Raw genomic sequence first — 19637 nt, forward strand, 5'->3', positions numbered from 1 at the left:
TATTTTCATATTTATTATTTCACATTTTCACTGTTTTGTTGATTGTTTAATCCATTAAAACATAAATTTAATATAATAGCTGAGAAAGTACCTAATACGATACCATTTTGTGTTAACCAAGCATATTCTTCTCCAAAAGTTTCAAGCGCTTGAGGTACTGCTGTAATACCTGCACCAATCCCGACCGATACGGCAATCACGAGTAAATTGTTCTGTTTGTTAAAGTCTATGCCACCAAGCATTTTCACACCGTATGCCATAACCATTCCAAACATCGCAATCATCGCACCACCTAATACTGGAAATGGAATCATGCTTGCTAAAGCACCGAGTTTAGGTATTGAACCACAAACGATTAATAATGCAACCATCATATACATAATTTGATTCTTTTTAGCGCCAGACAATGACACAAGTCCAACGTTTTGAGAATAAGCTGTGTAAGGAAATGCATTAAAGATTGAACCAATTATAATCGCAATCCCTTCAGCTCTATAGCCTTTTGATAAGTCTTTTCTTGATATAGGTTGTTTCGTAATTTCACTTAAAGCATGGTACACGCCTGTTGATTCAATCAAACTAACGATTGCAATAATGACAAAGACAATCGTTGTACCAAATTCAAATTCAAACCCGCTAAATCTGAATGGTCTAGGTAGTTCCAACCAATTCGATGTTCTTAAATTCGATGTATCCACTAATCCATAGAAGGAAGCGACTGTTGTACCTATTAATAAACCGAGTAATATCGCTATAGATTTAATGAACCCTTTAGATAATCTTTGTATTAATAAGATGATCACTAATGTAAATAAACCTAAGAATATATTTTTACTGTCTCCGTAATTCTTTTCACCCTGACCACCTGCTAAATAATTCATGGCAACTGGCATTAACGTAATACCGATTATTGTAACAACACTTCCTGTAACAACAGGTGGAAATAATTTTACTAAATACGAGAAAAATGGAGAAATTAAGACTACAATAATCCCTGAAAGAAATATAGAACCGTATAGCACACCGATACCATGTGTATTACCAACTAGAATCATTGGTGCTACAGCTGTAAATGTACATCCCAAGACTACCGGCAGTCCAATTCCTATTCCTTTATATACTTGTAAAAATGTTGCTACACCACACATAAAGATATCAATTGCGACTAAGTAAGCCACTTCTTCAGGTGTGAATTTTAAAGCAGATCCGACGATAATAGGTACCATTATGGCACCCGCATACATAGCAAGTAAATGTTGAACACTTAAGATGAAATTTTTCATGTTATTCTCCTACCAGTTTGACTGTATTTCCTAATAATGAAGCAACTTGGCATAGAGATAAGACTTCTAGTCCTTCAGATTCCAACTTCTCTCTGCCCGGTTGGAAACTTTTTTCTATAACAATTCCAATTCCAGATGTTGTTGCGTTTGCTGCTTGAACTAAACGATGTAATCCTAATGATGCTTCGCCATTCGCTAAAAAGTCATCAATAATTAATACATGGTCGTCTTCATTTAAAAATTGTTTCGCAATAACCACTGTACTCGTTGTATTTTTCGTAAATGAGTGAATATCTGTTTGATAAAATTCAGATGTCATTGTAGATGGTTTTGCTTTTTTCGCAAATAAACATGGCACGTCTAAATGTAAAGATGCCATTATTGCAGGTGCGATACCTGACGCTTCAATCGTAAGTACTTTCGTGATTTTCTTGTCTTTAAAATGTTCCGTAATAACTTGACCAACTTCATACATTAACTTTGCATCAATTTGGTGATTTAAAAATGAATCAACCTTAAGAATCTTTTCATCGATGACTACACCATCTTCTTTAACCCTATCTTGTAGTGTCCTCACACTACTCGCCTCCTCATTTAGATTAAAAAAAACACACCTTAATCCTAAAAAATAGGTAAGATGAGTAAAAAATAATATAAAACCACACCATTTTGGATAGTCTGATTCCAGTGTTATTCATTTACTCATAGTCGTGTCGTTTAAGGCAACACGGTAGAAACTTCCAAAGCCATATTCTTCAGATTATATGAGTTTTTAGTAATAAATTATTCATTGATAATAACAAAATATCAGTACTTTTACAATAGGCAAAACCTTATGTTAGCGCTATTTTAAGAGGTTTTAAATAAACTGAAAAATCTAAATAATTAGAAAGTTGATTGAATTTTGTTTGATTCTCCTCCACAAGGGTATTTGAGAATTATATTGTATTAACGTAGACAATATTTATTAAGTATGTAAACACCTAGAGCATAATCACTGTTGATAAGATTTTTACACATTACAAATTTATGGAGGTTTTAGTATGGGTAAAATAGAAAAGTTTAGTAACGAAAGTGATTTACTGCAACGTATTGATCAATTGAAAGAAGAAGGTGTCGGAGAAAGTGACTTACAAGTTATTTCCGAAGACAAGTTAGATGATAACTCTTTAGACTACACGGATGTTAAAGTGAAGAACTCTAGAGGTTCATTTAGCGACAAGATTACTGCACTATTCTCAGGTGAAAGTGCTGAAGAACGTGTATTATCTAGTTTAAATGTTCCAGAAGAAGAATTAGATGGCTATAAACAAGAACTTAATAACGGAAAAATACTATTATATGTTGATAACGACAATATAAGTGATACTGAAAACTATGATTCAAATCACCCTAAGGACTCTCAAACAGGAAATGAGCATTACGATAATACAAAACCATTTTCTAGTGATGAGAGCGAAGAAAGTGGCGTATCTAAAGGTACAGCTGCTGGTGCTGGATTAGGTGCAGGTGCTGCGGGCGCTGGTGCCGCTGCTGCGCATTCATCTTCAGATCAAGAGGAAGATGTGAACGAAACTTCTGATTTTGATAAAGCTGAAAGAGAAGATGAATTTAATCAGCAAGATGAAGTATCTGAAAATGATTTAACTCAAGATGTGGATAATGCAGATACAGAAAAAACAGATGCACCATCATTCGATAACGAAGCTGAAACAGATCGAGATGTTAATACAAATCGATATGGCAATAATATTAATGAAGAAGATGTAGCGCACGATGATGTGGATGATTCAAACATCGACCATCAAGAAACATCAACTTCAGCTAATTTAGCAGGTGCTTCTGGTCTTGGCGCTGCTGGATATGCGAATGAACATAGAGAACAACAAGAAACAGAAGATGACGTACAAGACGATAGAAGAGTCTACTCTAGCGATAATGAAAGAGACTTAGAAGACTTAAATAATCGTGAAACTACAAATACGACTGCTCAATATGGTGAAACAGATAATGTTAAAGATCAACAAGATCTAACAAGAGAAGATGAATCATCATTCTCAAGAGTGCATGATGACGACGTAGAAAGAGAACGTTCTAGCTTAAACTACGATAAACCAAATGAAAGTGTTGAACCACCAACATCAGATGAAACAACAACACGTGAATCTAACTTCTCTACTAGCCAAGATGAGCAAGATACAAATGTTCACACTTCTGGGCATTCATACAACAACGTCACACAAGATAATAATGTAGGTGAAACATCTTACAATAATGAAACGCAAGATAACAATGTAGATGAAGAATCTGTTCAACTTCATGAAGAACGTCTAAATGTAGACAAAGAGAATGTTGAAACAGGTGAAGCATCTGTAGATAAACATGTTGTTGAAGAAGAACAAGAATTTGATGTACCGGTTGAACGTGAAGAAGTAACAATCGAACGTAGACCTGTTAATGAGAAAGTAGACGAAGACTTTAACGCTAATGATGATGATTCTGTACACATTCCATTACACGAAGAACGTGTAAAAGTAGAAAAAGAAAATGTCGTATCTGAAGAAATCGTCATTAAGAAAAATAAAGTTCAAGATACTGAACATGTCTCTGAAAAAGTCAGACATGAAGAAGCAGATATCAATAACCCTACAGATGATAACCCTAAATAAGACAATATAATAACTTAAGAGGCTAGGACATAATGTAATGTCCTGGTCTCTCTTTTTATTTACTCAATACGATAGTACTACCATTAAAATCTTATGTTATAATATTATAAAATATTGATTATGAGGGGTTCATAACTATGAATTTTGAAGTTGTCACATCTATCGATGATCCATTATTCAAAAAAGCATTAGAAATGTATGAAGATATTTTCAAGGCAGAGGTGCGAGAAGACCGCCACGTCTTCATCCATTCGCTTACATCTGAGTACATAAAGAAACATTATATATTTTTAGTTGGTTTAATTGATGACACAGTCGTAAGTTTGTCTACAGGTCATTATGAACCTACAACAAATTCAGCTTTTATTATTTATTTAATGACACATCCTGAATACCGCAATCAGCGTGTTGGCGGACAAACGTTGGAAAGAATTGAAGCAGAACTGCATAAACATGCTCAAGATGTTCATGGAAGAGATGCTAACATGATTATGTTGGAATCGTTTGGAGAAGAATCATACGAGAACAACAGTGGTAAAGAAGAAGCGATTCTGCGTAAGAACTTCTTTAATAGACATGGTTATGAAGTTCAACAAGACATCCCTTATATACAACCGAATCCACAAAAATCATTAGCACCTACGCCAATAGATTTATATATTAAGCAATACTTGCCGCTTCAAAAAGACGTTATCTCACCGAGTATTCGTTCTTGTTACATCAACAAGTACATACACGGAAATGAAAACGATCGTGAATTTGTATATGAATTATTAGAATCTATGGATTTATAAATTAGAAAAGCTGACATCGATTGTGATGTCAGCTTTTTATTGCTTTATGATATCTTTCCATTAATTCCTGGACACTTTCATCTTTAGCACCTTCTGGATTTGTACCACACCATAAATTCATATAATCTGGATTATTTAACTTTTTAGACTGCCCTCTTAAAGGTTGTGTTAATATATTTTGAATCGGATACGGACAAATATCATCTTTAAATTGTTCCATATACTGTATAAATGGATTTATAATACCATTTGCATAACGCCCACTAAACGTATTCGTTAATATAATATCATCTGGGTGTGCTTTTAATATATGCGCTTTATGCACATCTGGTGCACCACTTTCATGTGTCGTTAAGAATGCTGTCCCAAGTTGAACTGCATGAGCACCTTTTTGAATATAACGTTTCGCTAATTCTGGTGTCGTGATACCGCCCGCTACTATTAATGGCACGTTAATTAAAGGATAAGTTTGATTAAACAATTGCTCAGTTGAAAGACTATTTTCTGGCAATGATTGTTCAAATGAACCTCTATGACCACCCGCTTCACTACCTTGAATCACTATCGCATCTATACCTATGGATTCCAAAGCTTGAGCTTCATTTAAATCTGTTGCAGTCCCTATTACGTTAATATGATGGCCATGTAATGTGCGAACGAGACTTTCTGAAGGCTTACCAAATGTAAAGCTTACATATTCAACATGTTTATCTATAATCACGTTTAACATGTCCTCAAAATTCACATCTATTGAAACATCTTGTATTTGTTTGCTGTTTAATTTTTCAGTTATGGGATGTAATATTTTATTCATAAAATCAACTTTTTCTTGATCAATAGCCGGATACTCTGGCACAAATAGATTGACGCCAAACGGTTCAGACGTCATTTGTCTAATTTGGTCTATATCTTTAGCTAAAGTATCAGGCGTCATATATCCAGCACCGATTTGTCCAAAGCCGCCTTCATTACAAACTGAAGCCACTAAGTCAGGAGTTGTAATACCTCCAGCCATACCCGCTAGAAAAATCGGTTTATCCAGTTCTGAGATTAATTTTTTCGATTCCAATGACAATCCCTCCTAAAAAAATTTAATTCGTAAGCTAATCATTTTATTTTTTTAGTTAATTGGTGCATTATAATGACATCATACTAAAAGGAGAAATAAAATGACACACTCAAAGCTTTCATTAACTGAAATTATTAATAAAAGAAAATCAGTTAAAGAGTTCGATCCAAACTTCAAAATTCCAAGAGAAGAAATAAAAGAAATGATAGCACTTGCTACTAAAGCACCTTCATCAATCAACTTACAACCATGGCGCTTTGTTATCATCGATTCTGAAGAAACAAAACAAAAATTAGACCATCTTGTACAGTTCAACCAAAGACAATTACATTCATCAAGTGCAATTATTCTTGTACTTGCAGATTTAAAACACGCTGAATACGTGAGCGATATTTATGAGAAGAATGTTGAACTTGGTTATATGGATGAAAATTCAAAAGATTACTTTATTGAAACAATTTCAAATTTAATTAGCAGTGCTGACGAAAGTTACTTTAATGCACAAGGTTTAATGGATGCAAACTTAGCTTCTATGCAATTAATGCTTATTGCGACTGATCACGGTTATGATACTAACCCTATTGGCGGATTTGATAAAACAGCTGTATTAGAAACATTAAACATTGATACTTCTAGATATGTACCAGCTCATTTAATTGCTATTGGTAAAGGTGTTAAACCACCACATGATTCAAGTAGATTACCAGTAGATAGAATCATCGCTTGGAATGATGAAAGTAACGGTTCAATCGGCGAATAAGTAATTTATTCGTTCTAATAATTATAATACCCTATCGGCAACTAACTTATGTTGCCGATATTTTTTAATATTGCATTATCCAAAAATATAGTGTAAAATTCATTGCTGTGAGTTTTATTTTTTTACTTAAAAGCTTTACCGCTTTAAAGTGAATATCAAATTAAAAGAAGGAATATATATGAAAAATTTATCTCAATGGTCGTCCAGTATCGGCTTCGTTCTAGCAAGTGCCGGGTCAGCTATAGGAATTGGTGCTGTATGGAAATTTCCATACATGGCTGGAACATACGGTGGTGGCGCATTTTTATTAATATTTATTATTTTCACATTGCTTGTCGGCTTACCACTACTTTTAAGTGATTTTGTATTGGGACGCTACGGTAGAACGTATTCTACTAACATCTTCAAAAAAGTATCTGGTAAATCATCTTGGAATTTAGTAGGCTGGCTTGGAAATCTAACAGTCTTTGTACTATTTTCATTCTATAGTGTTATCGGTGGTTGGATCATTCTATATATTATACGTACACTTTTAGACAGCCTTGGATTAACGCAATCACATAATTACGGGAACATCTTTAATGATTATATATCTAACCCATTTTATTCATTAGCGAGTCAATTCGCTTTTATACTTTTCACTGTAGTTATTGTCAGTAAAGGTGTAGAAAAAGGTATCGAGAAAGCTTCAAAAGTCATGATGCCACTGTTATTTATATCGTTCGTAATTGTCATTATTAGATCGATCACTTTAGACGGTGCTTTAGACGGAATTCAATATTTCTTACAACCAAAAGTATCAGATTTAAGTGCTGAAGGTATACTATATGCCTTAGGACAATCGTTCTTCGCATTATCACTGGGTACATGTGGTATGATGACATACGCTTCATATTTAGATCGTAAAACAAACATCGTCAAAAGTGCGAATGCCATAGTATGGATGAACATAGCTGTATCAATAGCAGCCGGGTTAGCCATCTTCCCAGCTATTTTCGCATTTGGATTAGAACCTAACCAAGGGCCAGGATTATTATTTATCGTCCTTCCACAAGTATTTGATCAAATGTTTGTCGGGCAATTGTTCTATTTACTATTTTTAATATTATTTTTATTCGCAGCCATTACATCTTCAATTTCGTTATTAGAATTGAACATCTCAAACATTACTAAAAATAATAATGATAATAGAAAGAAATGGTCATATATCATTGGTATATTAGTCTTTATATTCGGGATACCATCAGCACTTTCAAACGGGTTACTCCAAGACTTTACATTTGGTGTCGGTACATTCTTTGATAATATGGATTACTTAGTCGCGAACATCTTAATGCCAATAGGTGCATTAGGTGTAACCCTCTTCGTTGGTCATATATTCAATAAAGAAATCATTATGAAAGAATTAAATATGAGCGATACTAAAAAAGGAAGACTCTTTGTAAATACATGGTATTTCTTAGTTAAATTTGTACTTCCAATTATCATCATCGCCGTATTTATCGGACAATTAATTTAAATAGAGAAAAGAAGAAGCCGTTCAATTTTTTGGGAATTGAACGGCTTTTTTATAATCTTGTGGGTTAACTTGGCCTTTAACTCACGTCTTTGGCTATCTCGTGGGTTTACTTCACCTTTAACTCACATCTTTTGCTATCTCGTGAGTTTACTTCGCCTTTAACTCACATGTTTTACGATCTCGTGGGTTTACTTCCTCTTTAACTCACATGTTTTACGATCTCGTGGGTTTACTTCCTCTTTAACTCACATCTTTTACAATCTCGTGAGTTTACTTCACCTTTAACTCACATGTTTTACGATCTTGTGAGTTTACTTGGCCGTTAACTCACATCTTCTCCTCTATATCAATCCTATCCACTTCCAATATGTCATGCTGAACAAGATAATTAATAAGTATCCTATAACTGTGAGTGGTACGCCTGTTTTAATAAAGTCTTTAACGGTAAATGTTTCTGTACCGTAAGCCAGCATATTTTGTGGTGAACTAACTGGCAATAAGAAACCGAAGCTAATCACGAATTGTTGTATAAGTACAAAGCCGATAGATTGATCTCCTAAATTTAATGTTTGTGTTAAAGCTATAAACACAGGGATTAATGCTGAAGATAAACTCGTTGCACTCGCAAATCCTAAATGTATTAAAATATTAAATATTGAAATGAGTGCAATGGTTGCGATTAGTGGCATGTGATTAAGTCCCATCAATCCAAATGTTTTATCACTTAACCATTGTGCCGCTGTTGTTTCCAACAATACTGTTCCTAGTGAGATACCAATTCCAAATACGATAACTGTACCCCAAGGAATTTTCTTTTCAACATCTTCCCAAGTAAAGACACCGATTTTAGGAGTTAACATAATTGCTAACGCGATGATTGTTATAGACGATGAATCAATCGGATGGAGCACTTTTTCAGTAGACCAGAAAAATAATAATAAGACAGAAATCGTAATGAGTCTCCACTCTCTTGCTGAAACTGGTCCTAATTCTTTTAATTGTGCTTTAACTAATTCATTTCCACCTTCTATTTCTTTCTCCTCAGGTTTAATGACAGTAATCATCACAAAGTATAAGACGACTGACATGATAATCGCCCATGGTGCTGCATATAAGAACCATTCACCCCAAGAGACATCTTGTCCCATTGATTTATTAATAAATCCTATCGCAACGATATTTTGAGCGGCGGCAGTCTTAATACCTATATTCCATATTGAGACGGCATGCACGGCTGTAATAATCAATAATGCTGCTAATTTACTGTTCTTAGATGTGTTAAATGCAGCAATCATACCTAATAATATGGGTACAACAGCACCTGCTCTTGCTGTAGCTGAAGGCACAAAGAATGCTAAAATAATAGAAACTACAATTGCACCGATAACAATTCTATTTGTTTTGTTTCCTACAATAGAAAGTACTTGTAATGCTAGACGTTTATGTAAATTAGTCACTTGCATCGCTGTAGCTAAGAATAATGCTGCTGCAACGAGTGCCACTGCCGATCCTGAAAATCCACTTAAAGCCATTTTTAATGCATTGCCTGTACCTAGTAATGCATCCCCTTCTAAAGCTTTTCCATTTGCTGACGGATTACCTAAAGCATCTCCTAAATTTTGAACTGGACTAAATCCAATGAGTACAACGATCAAGCCAACAATCATGACCGCTGATACAGGATAAGTTACGGCTTCTGTTACCCACATAATAACTGCAAAAGCTAAAATCGCTAGCGCACATTTTGCCATAACAGGTAAATCGTTTGAAGTCGGTAATAACAATATTCCAATTAATACAACAAAACTAACAATAATCCAAATTGGTTTAAAAGCTTTTTTCTCAGTATTATTAGACATATCTAACAGCTCCAATATTAATTTTTATTGTTCTAATCTCCTAAATAATAACATATTTCTTTTTTGCATATAATACTTTTCACAATTAATACAATAAATACTTGAACTTTCTGTTATTAACATGTAATGTATAAAGGGAAGTGTGACGGTTGTCTGCCGACAGACAACCCTACCTATTAAATTACTGTCAAATAAAGGATGATTTATAATATGTTAACTAAAGAATTCGCAACTAAAGTAGGTCTTAGTGAAAAGCAAGTTAGAAAAATTGTACAGCACTTAGAAGACAGAGGATATCAACTTTCTAAGACAGAATATCGTGGAAGAGAAGCGACAGACTTCCAAGAAGAAGATATTGAACTTTTCCAAGAAATAGCGGAAAAGGTTAAAGAAACAAATAGTTATGACCAAGCATTCGAAACACTAGAACAAGAGAAAGACTTTTTACAAGTTCTTGTTAAAGACGAACCTGCTAATCAAACACCTGAACTACAACATTTAATTGAAGAATTAAGATTAGAAGTTCAACATATGCGTAGAGAAAGACAAATGCTTGGTGAAATGTTGCAACAAGTACATATTCAACAACAGAAACTAGAACAAACTTTAGCATTACAAGCACCTCAACAATCAGAGGCTACTGCTCAAGAGAATGATACTAAAGTTGAAACGAAACAAGCTGAACAATCACAAAGTTCTAAAGCAGTTTCAGAAGATAAGACTTCTAGTGAATCAGTTGAAACGAACAAACAAGAAGAAAAAGAAGAAACAAAAGTTGCTGTAGCTGAAGAGCCAGCTAAATCAGAAACTCAAGCTGATGTGAAATCAGAAGATAAAGAAACTGCTGTTAAACCAGAAACGACTACTGATAAAGCAGCAGAAACGAAAGAAGCAGATGCAACTACATCTAAAGAAGAAACGACTGACAAAGCAGCATCTACTGAAGAAAAAGCACCTGAAACGACATTAGAACAAACTTCAACGCCTTCAGAAAACAAAGAAGAAGAAGTAAAAGAAGAAATCAAATCAGAAACTGAAGAAGAACCTAAGAAAAAAGGATTCTTCCAAAGATTATTCAATATTTAATCCCTTTAAGAAGAGGTTGGGCATGAGGCCTAGCCTCTTTTTTGTTAAGTTTTTGTAAATTTCCACTATATAATTGTTAATTGCTAGAGTACTTTGTTATATTGAATTTTATATTAAGTATTTGTAATGAATATTAACCATTAGGAGTGTTTCACATCATGGAAACATTAAATTACGAAGATTTGAACAATGACCTTTTATGGGCGCATAATCATCAAGTTGTGAAAATCATGAAAGATGATTTAGACATCTATATCAAATTAAATCTTAAAGAAGATAATCATAAATTAGTTGTATTTTCGAATGGCGCGATTGATCCGTCTAAAAGTAAACCGCCTGTCTTTATGAGAAGTAAATGGCATGAAGATTTCAATGCAAATTGTCTTTATATAGATGACAGAACTGTCCATTATAAACAATTACGTATAGGTTGGGGTGTAGGAAGAGAAGAACGTCATTTCTTAAAAGACTATTCTGAGATTGCGCAACAAGTCACACAAGCACTCCAAATAGAATCTCAAAATGTCGTCTATTGTGGCTCATCAGCAGGTGGCTTTATGTCTATGTATTTAGCAACATTGCATAAAGGCTCGACTGCTGTAGTGAACAATCCACAATGTTACGTAGATCGTTACGATAAAGTGAACGTCGAAAAATTATACACTAAAATATTTCCCAACCGTTCACGCGATTATATCAAAAAACAATACGCACTTAGACTGTCGATCACAAGCTTATTCCGCAAACAAAAATATGTGCCTAAAATTTACTACATCCAAAACAGATTATGTGAGACTGATATGACTAGACACTTCGATCCATTTTGTAGTTTCTTAGATAAATACGAAATAAACAGTTCAAACATAAAGTTCATATTATACAACAATAAAAAGCTAGGACATAACCCTATATCAAGAGAAGCAACCGTAAACTTTGTAAACCAAGTCCTTGAAGGCAAACTTGTCATAGCAGAATTTTAAATGTCTTACCTTATATAAGAATTTTTCTAAATTAATAAAGCACTTTCATGACTATTTATGTTACCCTATACGAGTACTGTAAAAAGTGAAAAATTCTTAAGTAAAGGAACTCATTATGAAATTCACAAAAGAAGAATGGCAAAACACAAATTTTAAATTAGATATGGATACAAGTCATTTAAACTTAGAAGAAATTATCAGTTTAAATGATAACTTAACAAATTCAGAAATTAATGAACTCTATTTGCCACTCATTAATTTTTTGACAAACAAAGTTAAGTTCCATAAAGATTATTCATCTAACATTAACAACAAATTACATAACAAAAATAATACACCACCTTTTATTATTGGAATATCAGGAGGGGTTTCTGTAGGGAAAAGCACTGTCTCAAGACTGCTTTTAAACTTACTGCAAGAATATAACGCGGACTGGAAAGTTGATCTGATTACGACTGATGGTTATATCATGCCTAAACAAGAACTCATCGATAAAGACTTACTTTCTAAAAAAGGATTTCCTGAAAGTTATGATACAAAAACATTAATCAGTCACTTAAAACAAATTAAGAACAACGAGCCTAACATACCAACATATACGTATTCACATATCACATACGACCGTCTTAAAGACCAGTATCACAACATAAACTGTCCGGACATACTTATTATAGAAGGTGTGAACATCTTCCAAGTAAGTCCACATGAAGAAGAACTCGTTAGTGATTATATTGATTACAAAATATATTTACACACAACAATAGAAAATATGAAGAAATGGTATCTTAACCGCTTCTTACTACTTCAAGAAGAAGCCTTCCAGAAGCCAGACTCACATTTCTATAAATATCGAGACATCCCAAAAGACGAAGCCTTAAAAATAGCAACAGATCTATGGGACAATATCAACGAAGTCAATTTAATCAAAAACATCTTGCCAACTAAAAACAGAGCAGATCTCGTACTATATAAAAATCACGACCATGTTATAGAAAAACTGAAATTTAATAAATTTTAAGTTATACATTAAACCCTCTCTAGTCCTTGTCTAGAGAGGGTTTTAGTGTTCCGGCAGTCTAAATAATAACAAATATATTATTTCCCAAAACTACCTGCTACATAAAATTTTATTCCCATTTTTATTCTCCTTGTTGTGTTAATTCTAAGTATAACTTTTTAAGGATTTCTTCTATTTCATCTTGAGTTACCTGACATTTTTGATTAAATTTTAGTCTAAAATACAATGTCTTCAAGAAATCTTTTATATTTTTCCTTATTCTAAAATAACTTAAATATGCTTCTTCAGATTGATTTAAATCTGTTTGATTAACTGTCACGAATAGCTCGCTTACCCAATTACTCAATTCTTGATCTGTAAGTCCTTTTTCAAGTAATGCTTCAATGATAAATGCTTGTCGCTCATCTTCATCATCTATATAGCAAGATAAATCAGTATTTAACTGATAAAGTTTTTTAGCGATGACCTTTAAGATCACTTTATTACAGTCACCTGAATAATATTTAGATCTAACACAAGTTGCAAGTAAATCTGATCCATGCGCAACACTATGCATCCATCCTGTCCCATGTACATATCCTCTGACATCAGTTTCCTTATCCATATAATCAATCGCTAAGTTTATAATCTTTGCGTAAACATCCTTAGATAACTGATCATGTTCTTCTAAATATTCAACAATGATTCCAATAATAAGTGCACTGAAACTTCTATCGAGCACAAGATGTTCAGAATCACTTTGGTTAACACTTCTTAAAACAAATTCACAATGCTCAAGTAACTGTAACATTTGATGGTTATCCAGTTTACCGCTTATAATTAAACGCGCAATTAAATCAAAATTATCTTCACGAATATTGGCATTAGGATTTCCAATATTGGATATCATTAATTTAAATTCTTCTTCTGGTACTTGTTTGTTAGGCAATTCATTTTTATATCTTTCAATTAATCCTTCGATAGTCATTAAGAACACATCCTTTAAGAATTAAATCTTTATTTCAATTCTAATTATCAAATGTTAAATTTGGCCATTGCTTATGCCATTGTTTTTGATTAATTCTATCCAAATAAACGTCATATCTACCAGAGTCATGATTAAAATATTGAGTTGGTGAAACAATACCATTAAACAAATCTAGAACACTGTAGTTATAATGTACTTCTAACTCACCATTTTTTATCCTAGCACAAATAGCGGTTGGCGCTTCTGGATAATGATCTACAGCATCCTTCGAATCAATATATTGATTAAAATCATTTTTCAAATGCATTCTAGCTTGGTTTTTTACTGACCAAGGTATGCTAGAATCAATATCTCTTAATTGCTCTTCATATCGCTTCTCAATAGATTCATCTAGACAGTCAGCATTATAAAATATAACATCAACATCATTATATGGTGTCTTATCTGTATAACCATGAATCGTATCCCAAATTTTATTTCTTATAAAACCCGCGCTAACCCAAGAATCATTTAAATTCATGCTTTCTACAACTTCTAAAATATAAATCATATCCGCATCACTTTTAATAAGGTCATAAATAGCCTTCATAAACACACATCCCATAAATTCTATTACTCATTATTATATTGTATTTTTACAATGAATGAAATGCGTGGGCATATAAAGGTATTGATAATTTTAAAACTGCATAATATAATAATTATCAAATAGTGGTACATATCTGCGGAGTGTACTTGAGGTTGACTGTTGCGACGGTCGCCTCTTTTTTTATCTTGCAATGAATCATACTTAGTATACACTACAGGTATTGGCGAAGATGTTATACTTGATTATATTGATATTATAAACAATAAGAAAGATGCACCTGATAGCTTTCAAAATGCAGTAAAAATCAATTAATTTATTGGAGCTTTTTTTATGTATAGAAAAACAAATTTATTCATCGTATTTCTCATTTTATTATTATCTATAATAATGACGTTCTTGGATCAAAAGGCATCTTTTTTTAATAATTTAACGTCTTTGCTATTTTTACAATTTATTTTCTCTATTTCAGTAAACATATTTTTACTAAAATACATCTTTGACTTTGAATTTATTAGAAGATTATTAGATAAAATAAACATTCTTTTCCAATACTTTATTTATACAATAATTTTATTTCTATCTATGTTTATGATTATGTCTATTGATTTAACAAATATTAATTTATTAAATCTAATCTTTAGTTTATTATTCTTGTTTGTATTTAGCTTTTTAACTCAATTATTAATTTGTGAAACAATATCTAAAGTATATATAAGAAATAAGACGTCTATTTACTTCAGCGCACTAGCAATGTTTATACTATTTATGCTTTTAATAATTCCAAATTATTTACAATAATATCGTTGCCATCATAAATAACATCTTTTCTATAATTCCAAACACAAAAATAACCCTCTAGCCTGATTGCTAGAGGGTTATGTTATACGCTAACTCTTATTGTTCCTCTTTGATATACGACTATTTTTACTATATTCACACTTTCTCAAAATGCTTTAATATCAATTTTTCAAGAGCACCTACAATCTAATGTACTTCATACTTCTGCCCTTTTTGTCGCAAATGTGCCCTTTTTTTGCCCTTAAATTATCATTACTTATCTTTTACAGCGTTTATTATCATATTTTGAATATGTCTCATATCATGCTCTATGCTAGCTACCATTTCACTACTTGATTGTAAGAAACCATATTTTGTAGATTTACCTTCTCCAATTTTATAAATAACTTTTTTATCTATTAAACTTCCTAATGTTAATTTAGCATAGTATTCTGTCATACCTTCTAATCCTTGTATTTCTTTCTTAGTTACTGCTCTCTTTTTTTCAATATAATTTAATACTTGAGTTTCCCTATCATTCAACCCATCATAACTACTTACTAAATCTGTTTTCCAAATTTTCACTGAAGTTTTACCATCTTTACTTTCAATCTCTGGCATTCTAAATTTATTTTTCTTAGCAATTTGAAAAATTCTCACTCCACCTGATCCAGCTTTTTCGCTATATCCAGCATTTCTGAACAAAGTAAACAAAGTTGCATTACGAGTTTTAGATTCACTACCCATTGCAAATTCCTCAGGTGTTATTAACATTTCACCTGGATTATTAAATTCATAATAACTTTTAAAAGCTTCAATTTTTATAGTAGTGTTTTCTTCATAATCAGCATGTATAAGAGAGTTTGCTAACGCCTCTCTTATAGACAACTTAACGCCTTCTTCTACATTTTCACGTCTTTGCGTTTCAACATTAAGCTCAAAACTTTCCATAACAGTATTAACCATTTTTTCTAATACTATGTTATAAAAATTAAACACGTTAATCTCTGTTGAGTTAATTTCACCAGAAGATACTCTATCAATCCATCTCTTTTTAATAGTTTCCCCAACCCTATTTCTGTAATCCAAATGAAAAAAAGGAAAGCAATCAACTATTGAATTTTCTTTACCAAAAAATAACAGAGCTCCTTTAACTAATTTATACTTACCATCCTCCCTGTCTTTTTTTACTGCTCCATATCTCTTCAAAAATTCCCAATCATCCATGCTTAATATATCTATTTCTGTTTCCCTTTGTTGAATAATGTTTTTGTAATTTTTCACCGCATATGCATCCAAATCACTTATATCATAATTATTCAACAACATACTATCATTTTCTGGATTTGCATCTCTTAAATGTCTTCTTATTTCAATATCAGTCATTCTCTGATCACTATCATTTCTTCTGATAAACGAGTTGTTAATATTACCTTTTATGTAAACTGGCTTATTAGCTTTACTGACTTCGGGAATATATATTTGAATAACTTTATGCTCCCCCTCCTTTATTATCCTTATATTTTCATCATGAATATTGTTATAACTAGTATATGATTTATCATTTGCTAAAGTTACTAAATCCTTTATTATTTTTTGTTCATTCTTCACCCCTGTTACTTTTGTACCTTTTCTAGTTTCCTCAATTCCCAAAATCACATATCCGCCTTTAGTATTTGAAAATGAAGAATATGTATCCCAAAAAGATTTAGGTAAATCATTCTCAGCTTTTTTATACTCTATTCTTAAGTTCTCTTCTACATAATTACTCATTTTTATTTATATTTTCCTTTCACTATTTTTAATTAACTATATATTACCAAACTTTCTGGAGATTTTCTGGAGATTTTCCGGAGATATATTCAACACTTAAACTATAGGTCCTTTTATATCAATATTAAACTGAATTTTTTCTGGAGATTTTCTGGAGATTTTCTGGAGATTCTAAGAAATATTAAGTCAAAATATCATCTACTTTTCTTTTTTTACCCTTAAAATCACTTAATCTTATAAATACAAGAAGTAATTGAATTACTCCAGATTAAACAAAAGTTTTAAAGAAAAAACCCCCAATATGCTTAAGCACACTGGGGGTCACCACGTTGTGATGATAAATTTTCCAACCAACTATTAGTGAAGGCTCTTCCGTATATTTATTATAATAGCATACATCCAACTTTACTCCAATTTAATACATTGTTTTCACTAAATAGACTTCAATCCCCCCTAACGTATAATTTTATTAAAAATCTTGCTCTTGATTAACCTCATCGCCGTTTCTCCTGTATGGACAATACAATCATTTGTTTATATGGGGGGGCATTTTGATTGAGCTAGAAATGTATAAATTCCGAATAACAATTTGTTCTGCACACTTTATTTCGATTATTTATGATCAATTAAACCATAGAATGATTTGTTGGTAATCAGCAATTATAGTTTTGTATTCCACTATTTCAGATATGTATATGATTTAACTATTTTTATTAGGTTTAAAATGAAGCTCACATGATTTACAGTATAATGAATAACCAAATTTTTTATTTAAAAATATAAAAAATGCAGGTAGAATCATAACAAATAAAATAGCTAATATAGAACTAATAGGGTCATGTAAAAAAGTACCGGATACTATTCCACCCAAAATAACCATAATAGCAAATGCAACACTGATACCTGCTAAACACCCTAAACAGCTACTAGATCGTTCAACAACAGCTCCTGAATTACATCTCGGACAACGTTGCCAACCCATTATGTATCACTCCTAATTTATGTAGTATTACATATATCATACACTAAGATAATAAATCGTTGTAGTCAGTCCAACACTATTAATACATTGATTTCTATGAAATTTAGTCTATAGAGCTATCCATATACATGTATTCCAAGTCGTTTAAATCACAATCAGCAACTTCTATTTTTAGACTAATATCAATATATATTTAAAAAAGGGAAAAATTCCGAAAGAAAGCCCCGCCCCGTTCCGAGGAAAAATTTTTCCTCGGCCGTCAAAATTGGTGGGGGACTTTTTATTTTTTCAAATTTTCATTTTTAAATTTCTAATTTTTTTCTGATTAACGCATGTTTATTGCGAATGTAGGATTCGCTATACCCTAACTCGTTTGAGATTTGTTTTAGTGTTTTCTTCTCTGTATATTTCATGGTGAGTATTTTATTCTCTAATGAATGTGGTAAATCATTCACTTCCTTTAATTTATTCATTACTCTTTTAAGTTCATTTAACTCATTTTCAATACGTTTTACTTCAAATAATAGTTTTTTTTGCTTAGATAGTACCGTTATATATTTATTTTCATAGAATAAATCACCTTTTCTCCAACGTTCGTATTCCGCTTCAACGATTTTTAACTCATCAATTCTAGTTAAACACTCCGCTTCTAACTGTAAATATTCATGAATCCAATTCATCCTATACCATTTGAACTCTTTTAATTCATTAAATGCTAGTGACATGATAACAACACCTCTTTAGATTATAATAAAGATATTGTTGATCAGTAACTCCAGCATTAAATTTTAATATTACGATTACCCCTCAACCATCTTGTATCCCTCATACTTGATGGTTTATTTATGACCACATATAGAACTAGACAGCAAGCAACAACCCCCTATTGATACCTTACATGATACAGATAATATAGAGTAAATAGATATTACTTCGGCCATGTTTATATAATCATCTACTAACACTATCATGTAATATTACTGCATACGAATCAATACCTGATATTATTACTTAAGTATTAATACTAATTGGCCAACTCTAACACTCATAATATTAGTACTATTTAATAGCTTTTAAATATAGGTATATTCCTATAACCAGCTCCCTACACTATTCACCAGGATTAACGTATTTACTATTGCTATAACTCATAGCTTAAAGTACTCCCAAATATATAGATAGGCATATGAAACTACCTCGATAACTCATTACACCATACATCATAGACTTATGAACACTGTCGCTTATATGCTCGTTTACCTTAGTATCACATTGTATTACTTAATCTAATATACGCAGATAGATTTATATATGATTCCTTATTAAGCAGTTCTATAATCCTTTATGTATATATCAGTATTATTCTTCTTTATACTTCTAACACTACTCAAAACTACCTCAATATCTTCAACCGCTTCTTTAAATAACTTTTACAAATACCATTTTACGATTGCTGGTTACAGCTAATCTGTGTATCCAGCCCATAGCATTATTATATATTGTCGCTATTTG

16 protein-coding genes and 1 riboswitch are annotated in these 19637 nt (G+C 32.1%); of the genes, 7 read left to right on the forward strand and 9 right to left on the reverse strand.

Annotated features, from left to right (window positions below; translation table 11 throughout):
- Positions 1-14 precede the first annotated feature (14 nt).
- Positions 15-1283 carry a nucleobase:cation symporter-2 family protein gene (locus LQ679_RS11560; RefSeq protein WP_037589422.1) on the reverse strand — a complete coding sequence of 423 codons (1269 nt, stop codon included), beginning with the start codon at positions 1281-1283 and terminating at the stop codon, positions 15-17.
- 1 nt (position 1284) lies between these two features.
- Positions 1285-1860, reverse strand: coding sequence for a xanthine phosphoribosyltransferase (gene xpt / locus LQ679_RS11565; RefSeq protein WP_037589423.1), 576 nt, complete (start codon positions 1858-1860; stop codon positions 1285-1287).
- 108 nt (positions 1861-1968) lie between these two features.
- A riboswitch (purine riboswitch) is annotated at positions 1969-2071 on the reverse strand.
- A 255-nt stretch (positions 2072-2326) separates the two neighbouring features.
- On the opposite strand from xpt, the gene LQ679_RS11570 reads away from it, so the two are divergent.
- Together LQ679_RS11570 and LQ679_RS11575 are read left to right on the forward strand one after the other, a co-directional pair.
- Positions 2327-3952 (forward strand): DUF2382 domain-containing protein, encoded by a 1626-nt coding sequence (locus tag LQ679_RS11570; protein WP_239762979.1) that lies wholly within the window; start codon positions 2327-2329, stop codon positions 3950-3952.
- 137 nt (positions 3953-4089) lie between these two features.
- On the forward strand, positions 4090-4746 hold the full coding sequence (locus tag LQ679_RS11575) for a GNAT family N-acetyltransferase (RefSeq protein ID WP_037589426.1): 657 nt from the start codon (positions 4090-4092) through the stop codon (positions 4744-4746).
- Between the two features lie 28 nt (positions 4747-4774).
- On the opposite strand, the gene LQ679_RS11580 is transcribed toward LQ679_RS11575, so the two are convergent.
- Positions 4775-5815, reverse strand: a complete 1041-nt coding sequence (locus LQ679_RS11580) for an NAD(P)H-dependent flavin oxidoreductase (protein WP_239762982.1) — start codon at positions 5813-5815, stop codon at positions 4775-4777.
- A 100-nt stretch (positions 5816-5915) separates the two neighbouring features.
- Here LQ679_RS11580 and LQ679_RS11585 point away from each other — a divergent pair, with 100 nt between their 5' ends.
- Together LQ679_RS11585 and LQ679_RS11590 are read left to right on the forward strand one after the other, a co-directional pair.
- Complete coding sequence (locus tag LQ679_RS11585) at positions 5916-6575, forward strand: nitroreductase family protein (protein ID WP_206166552.1); 660 nt, start codon at positions 5916-5918, stop codon at positions 6573-6575.
- A 178-nt stretch (positions 6576-6753) separates the two neighbouring features.
- The gene (locus tag LQ679_RS11590; protein ID WP_204255241.1) at positions 6754-8094 is read left to right on the forward strand and encodes a sodium-dependent transporter; all 1341 of its coding nucleotides are present in this window, start codon (positions 6754-6756) and stop codon (positions 8092-8094) included.
- Positions 8095-8435: 341 nt separating this feature from the next.
- On the opposite strand, the gene LQ679_RS11595 is transcribed toward LQ679_RS11590, so the two are convergent.
- Positions 8436-9953, reverse strand: coding sequence for a DASS family sodium-coupled anion symporter (locus tag LQ679_RS11595; RefSeq protein ID WP_037589435.1), 1518 nt, complete (start codon positions 9951-9953; stop codon positions 8436-8438).
- A gap of 210 nt (positions 9954-10163) precedes the next feature.
- On the opposite strand from LQ679_RS11595, the gene LQ679_RS11600 reads away from it, so the two are divergent.
- The 3 genes from LQ679_RS11600 (at position 10164) to coaA (ending at position 13037) form a co-directional block, all read left to right on the forward strand.
- The gene (locus tag LQ679_RS11600; RefSeq protein ID WP_126476348.1) at positions 10164-11039 is read left to right on the forward strand and encodes a hypothetical protein; all 876 of its coding nucleotides are present in this window, start codon (positions 10164-10166) and stop codon (positions 11037-11039) included.
- A 158-nt stretch (positions 11040-11197) separates the two neighbouring features.
- Positions 11198-12019, forward strand: a complete 822-nt coding sequence (locus LQ679_RS11605) for a YqiA/YcfP family alpha/beta fold hydrolase (RefSeq protein WP_126476349.1) — start codon at positions 11198-11200, stop codon at positions 12017-12019.
- Between the two features lie 115 nt (positions 12020-12134).
- Positions 12135-13037, forward strand: a complete 903-nt coding sequence (gene coaA / locus LQ679_RS11610; RefSeq protein WP_037589445.1) for a type I pantothenate kinase — start codon at positions 12135-12137, stop codon at positions 13035-13037.
- 121 nt (positions 13038-13158) lie between these two features.
- On the opposite strand, the gene LQ679_RS11615 is transcribed toward coaA, so the two are convergent.
- From LQ679_RS11615 to LQ679_RS11635, 5 genes are all read right to left on the reverse strand, one after another.
- A complete protein-coding gene (locus LQ679_RS11615; RefSeq protein WP_239762985.1) occupies positions 13159-14004 on the reverse strand; it encodes a DUF2785 domain-containing protein in 846 nt (281 codons plus the stop codon).
- A gap of 40 nt (positions 14005-14044) precedes the next feature.
- Positions 14045-14593 (reverse strand): nucleotidyltransferase family protein, encoded by a 549-nt coding sequence (locus LQ679_RS11620; protein WP_239762988.1) that lies wholly within the window; start codon positions 14591-14593, stop codon positions 14045-14047.
- A gap of 1050 nt (positions 14594-15643) precedes the next feature.
- On the reverse strand, positions 15644-17143 hold the full coding sequence (locus LQ679_RS11625) for an RNA-binding domain-containing protein (protein WP_239763004.1): 1500 nt from the start codon (positions 17141-17143) through the stop codon (positions 15644-15646).
- A gap of 700 nt (positions 17144-17843) precedes the next feature.
- Positions 17844-18125, reverse strand: a complete 282-nt coding sequence (locus LQ679_RS11630) for a hypothetical protein (protein WP_239763007.1) — start codon at positions 18123-18125, stop codon at positions 17844-17846.
- A 302-nt stretch (positions 18126-18427) separates the two neighbouring features.
- Positions 18428-18850 (reverse strand): sigma factor-like helix-turn-helix DNA-binding protein, encoded by a 423-nt coding sequence (locus LQ679_RS11635; protein ID WP_239763010.1) that lies wholly within the window; start codon positions 18848-18850, stop codon positions 18428-18430.
- Positions 18851-19637 lie beyond the last annotated feature (787 nt).

Origin of the sequence: Mammaliicoccus sp. I-M35 (assembly GCF_022386455.1) — a bacterium.
GTDB lineage: Bacteria > Bacillota > Bacilli > Staphylococcales > Staphylococcaceae > Mammaliicoccus > Mammaliicoccus sciuri_A.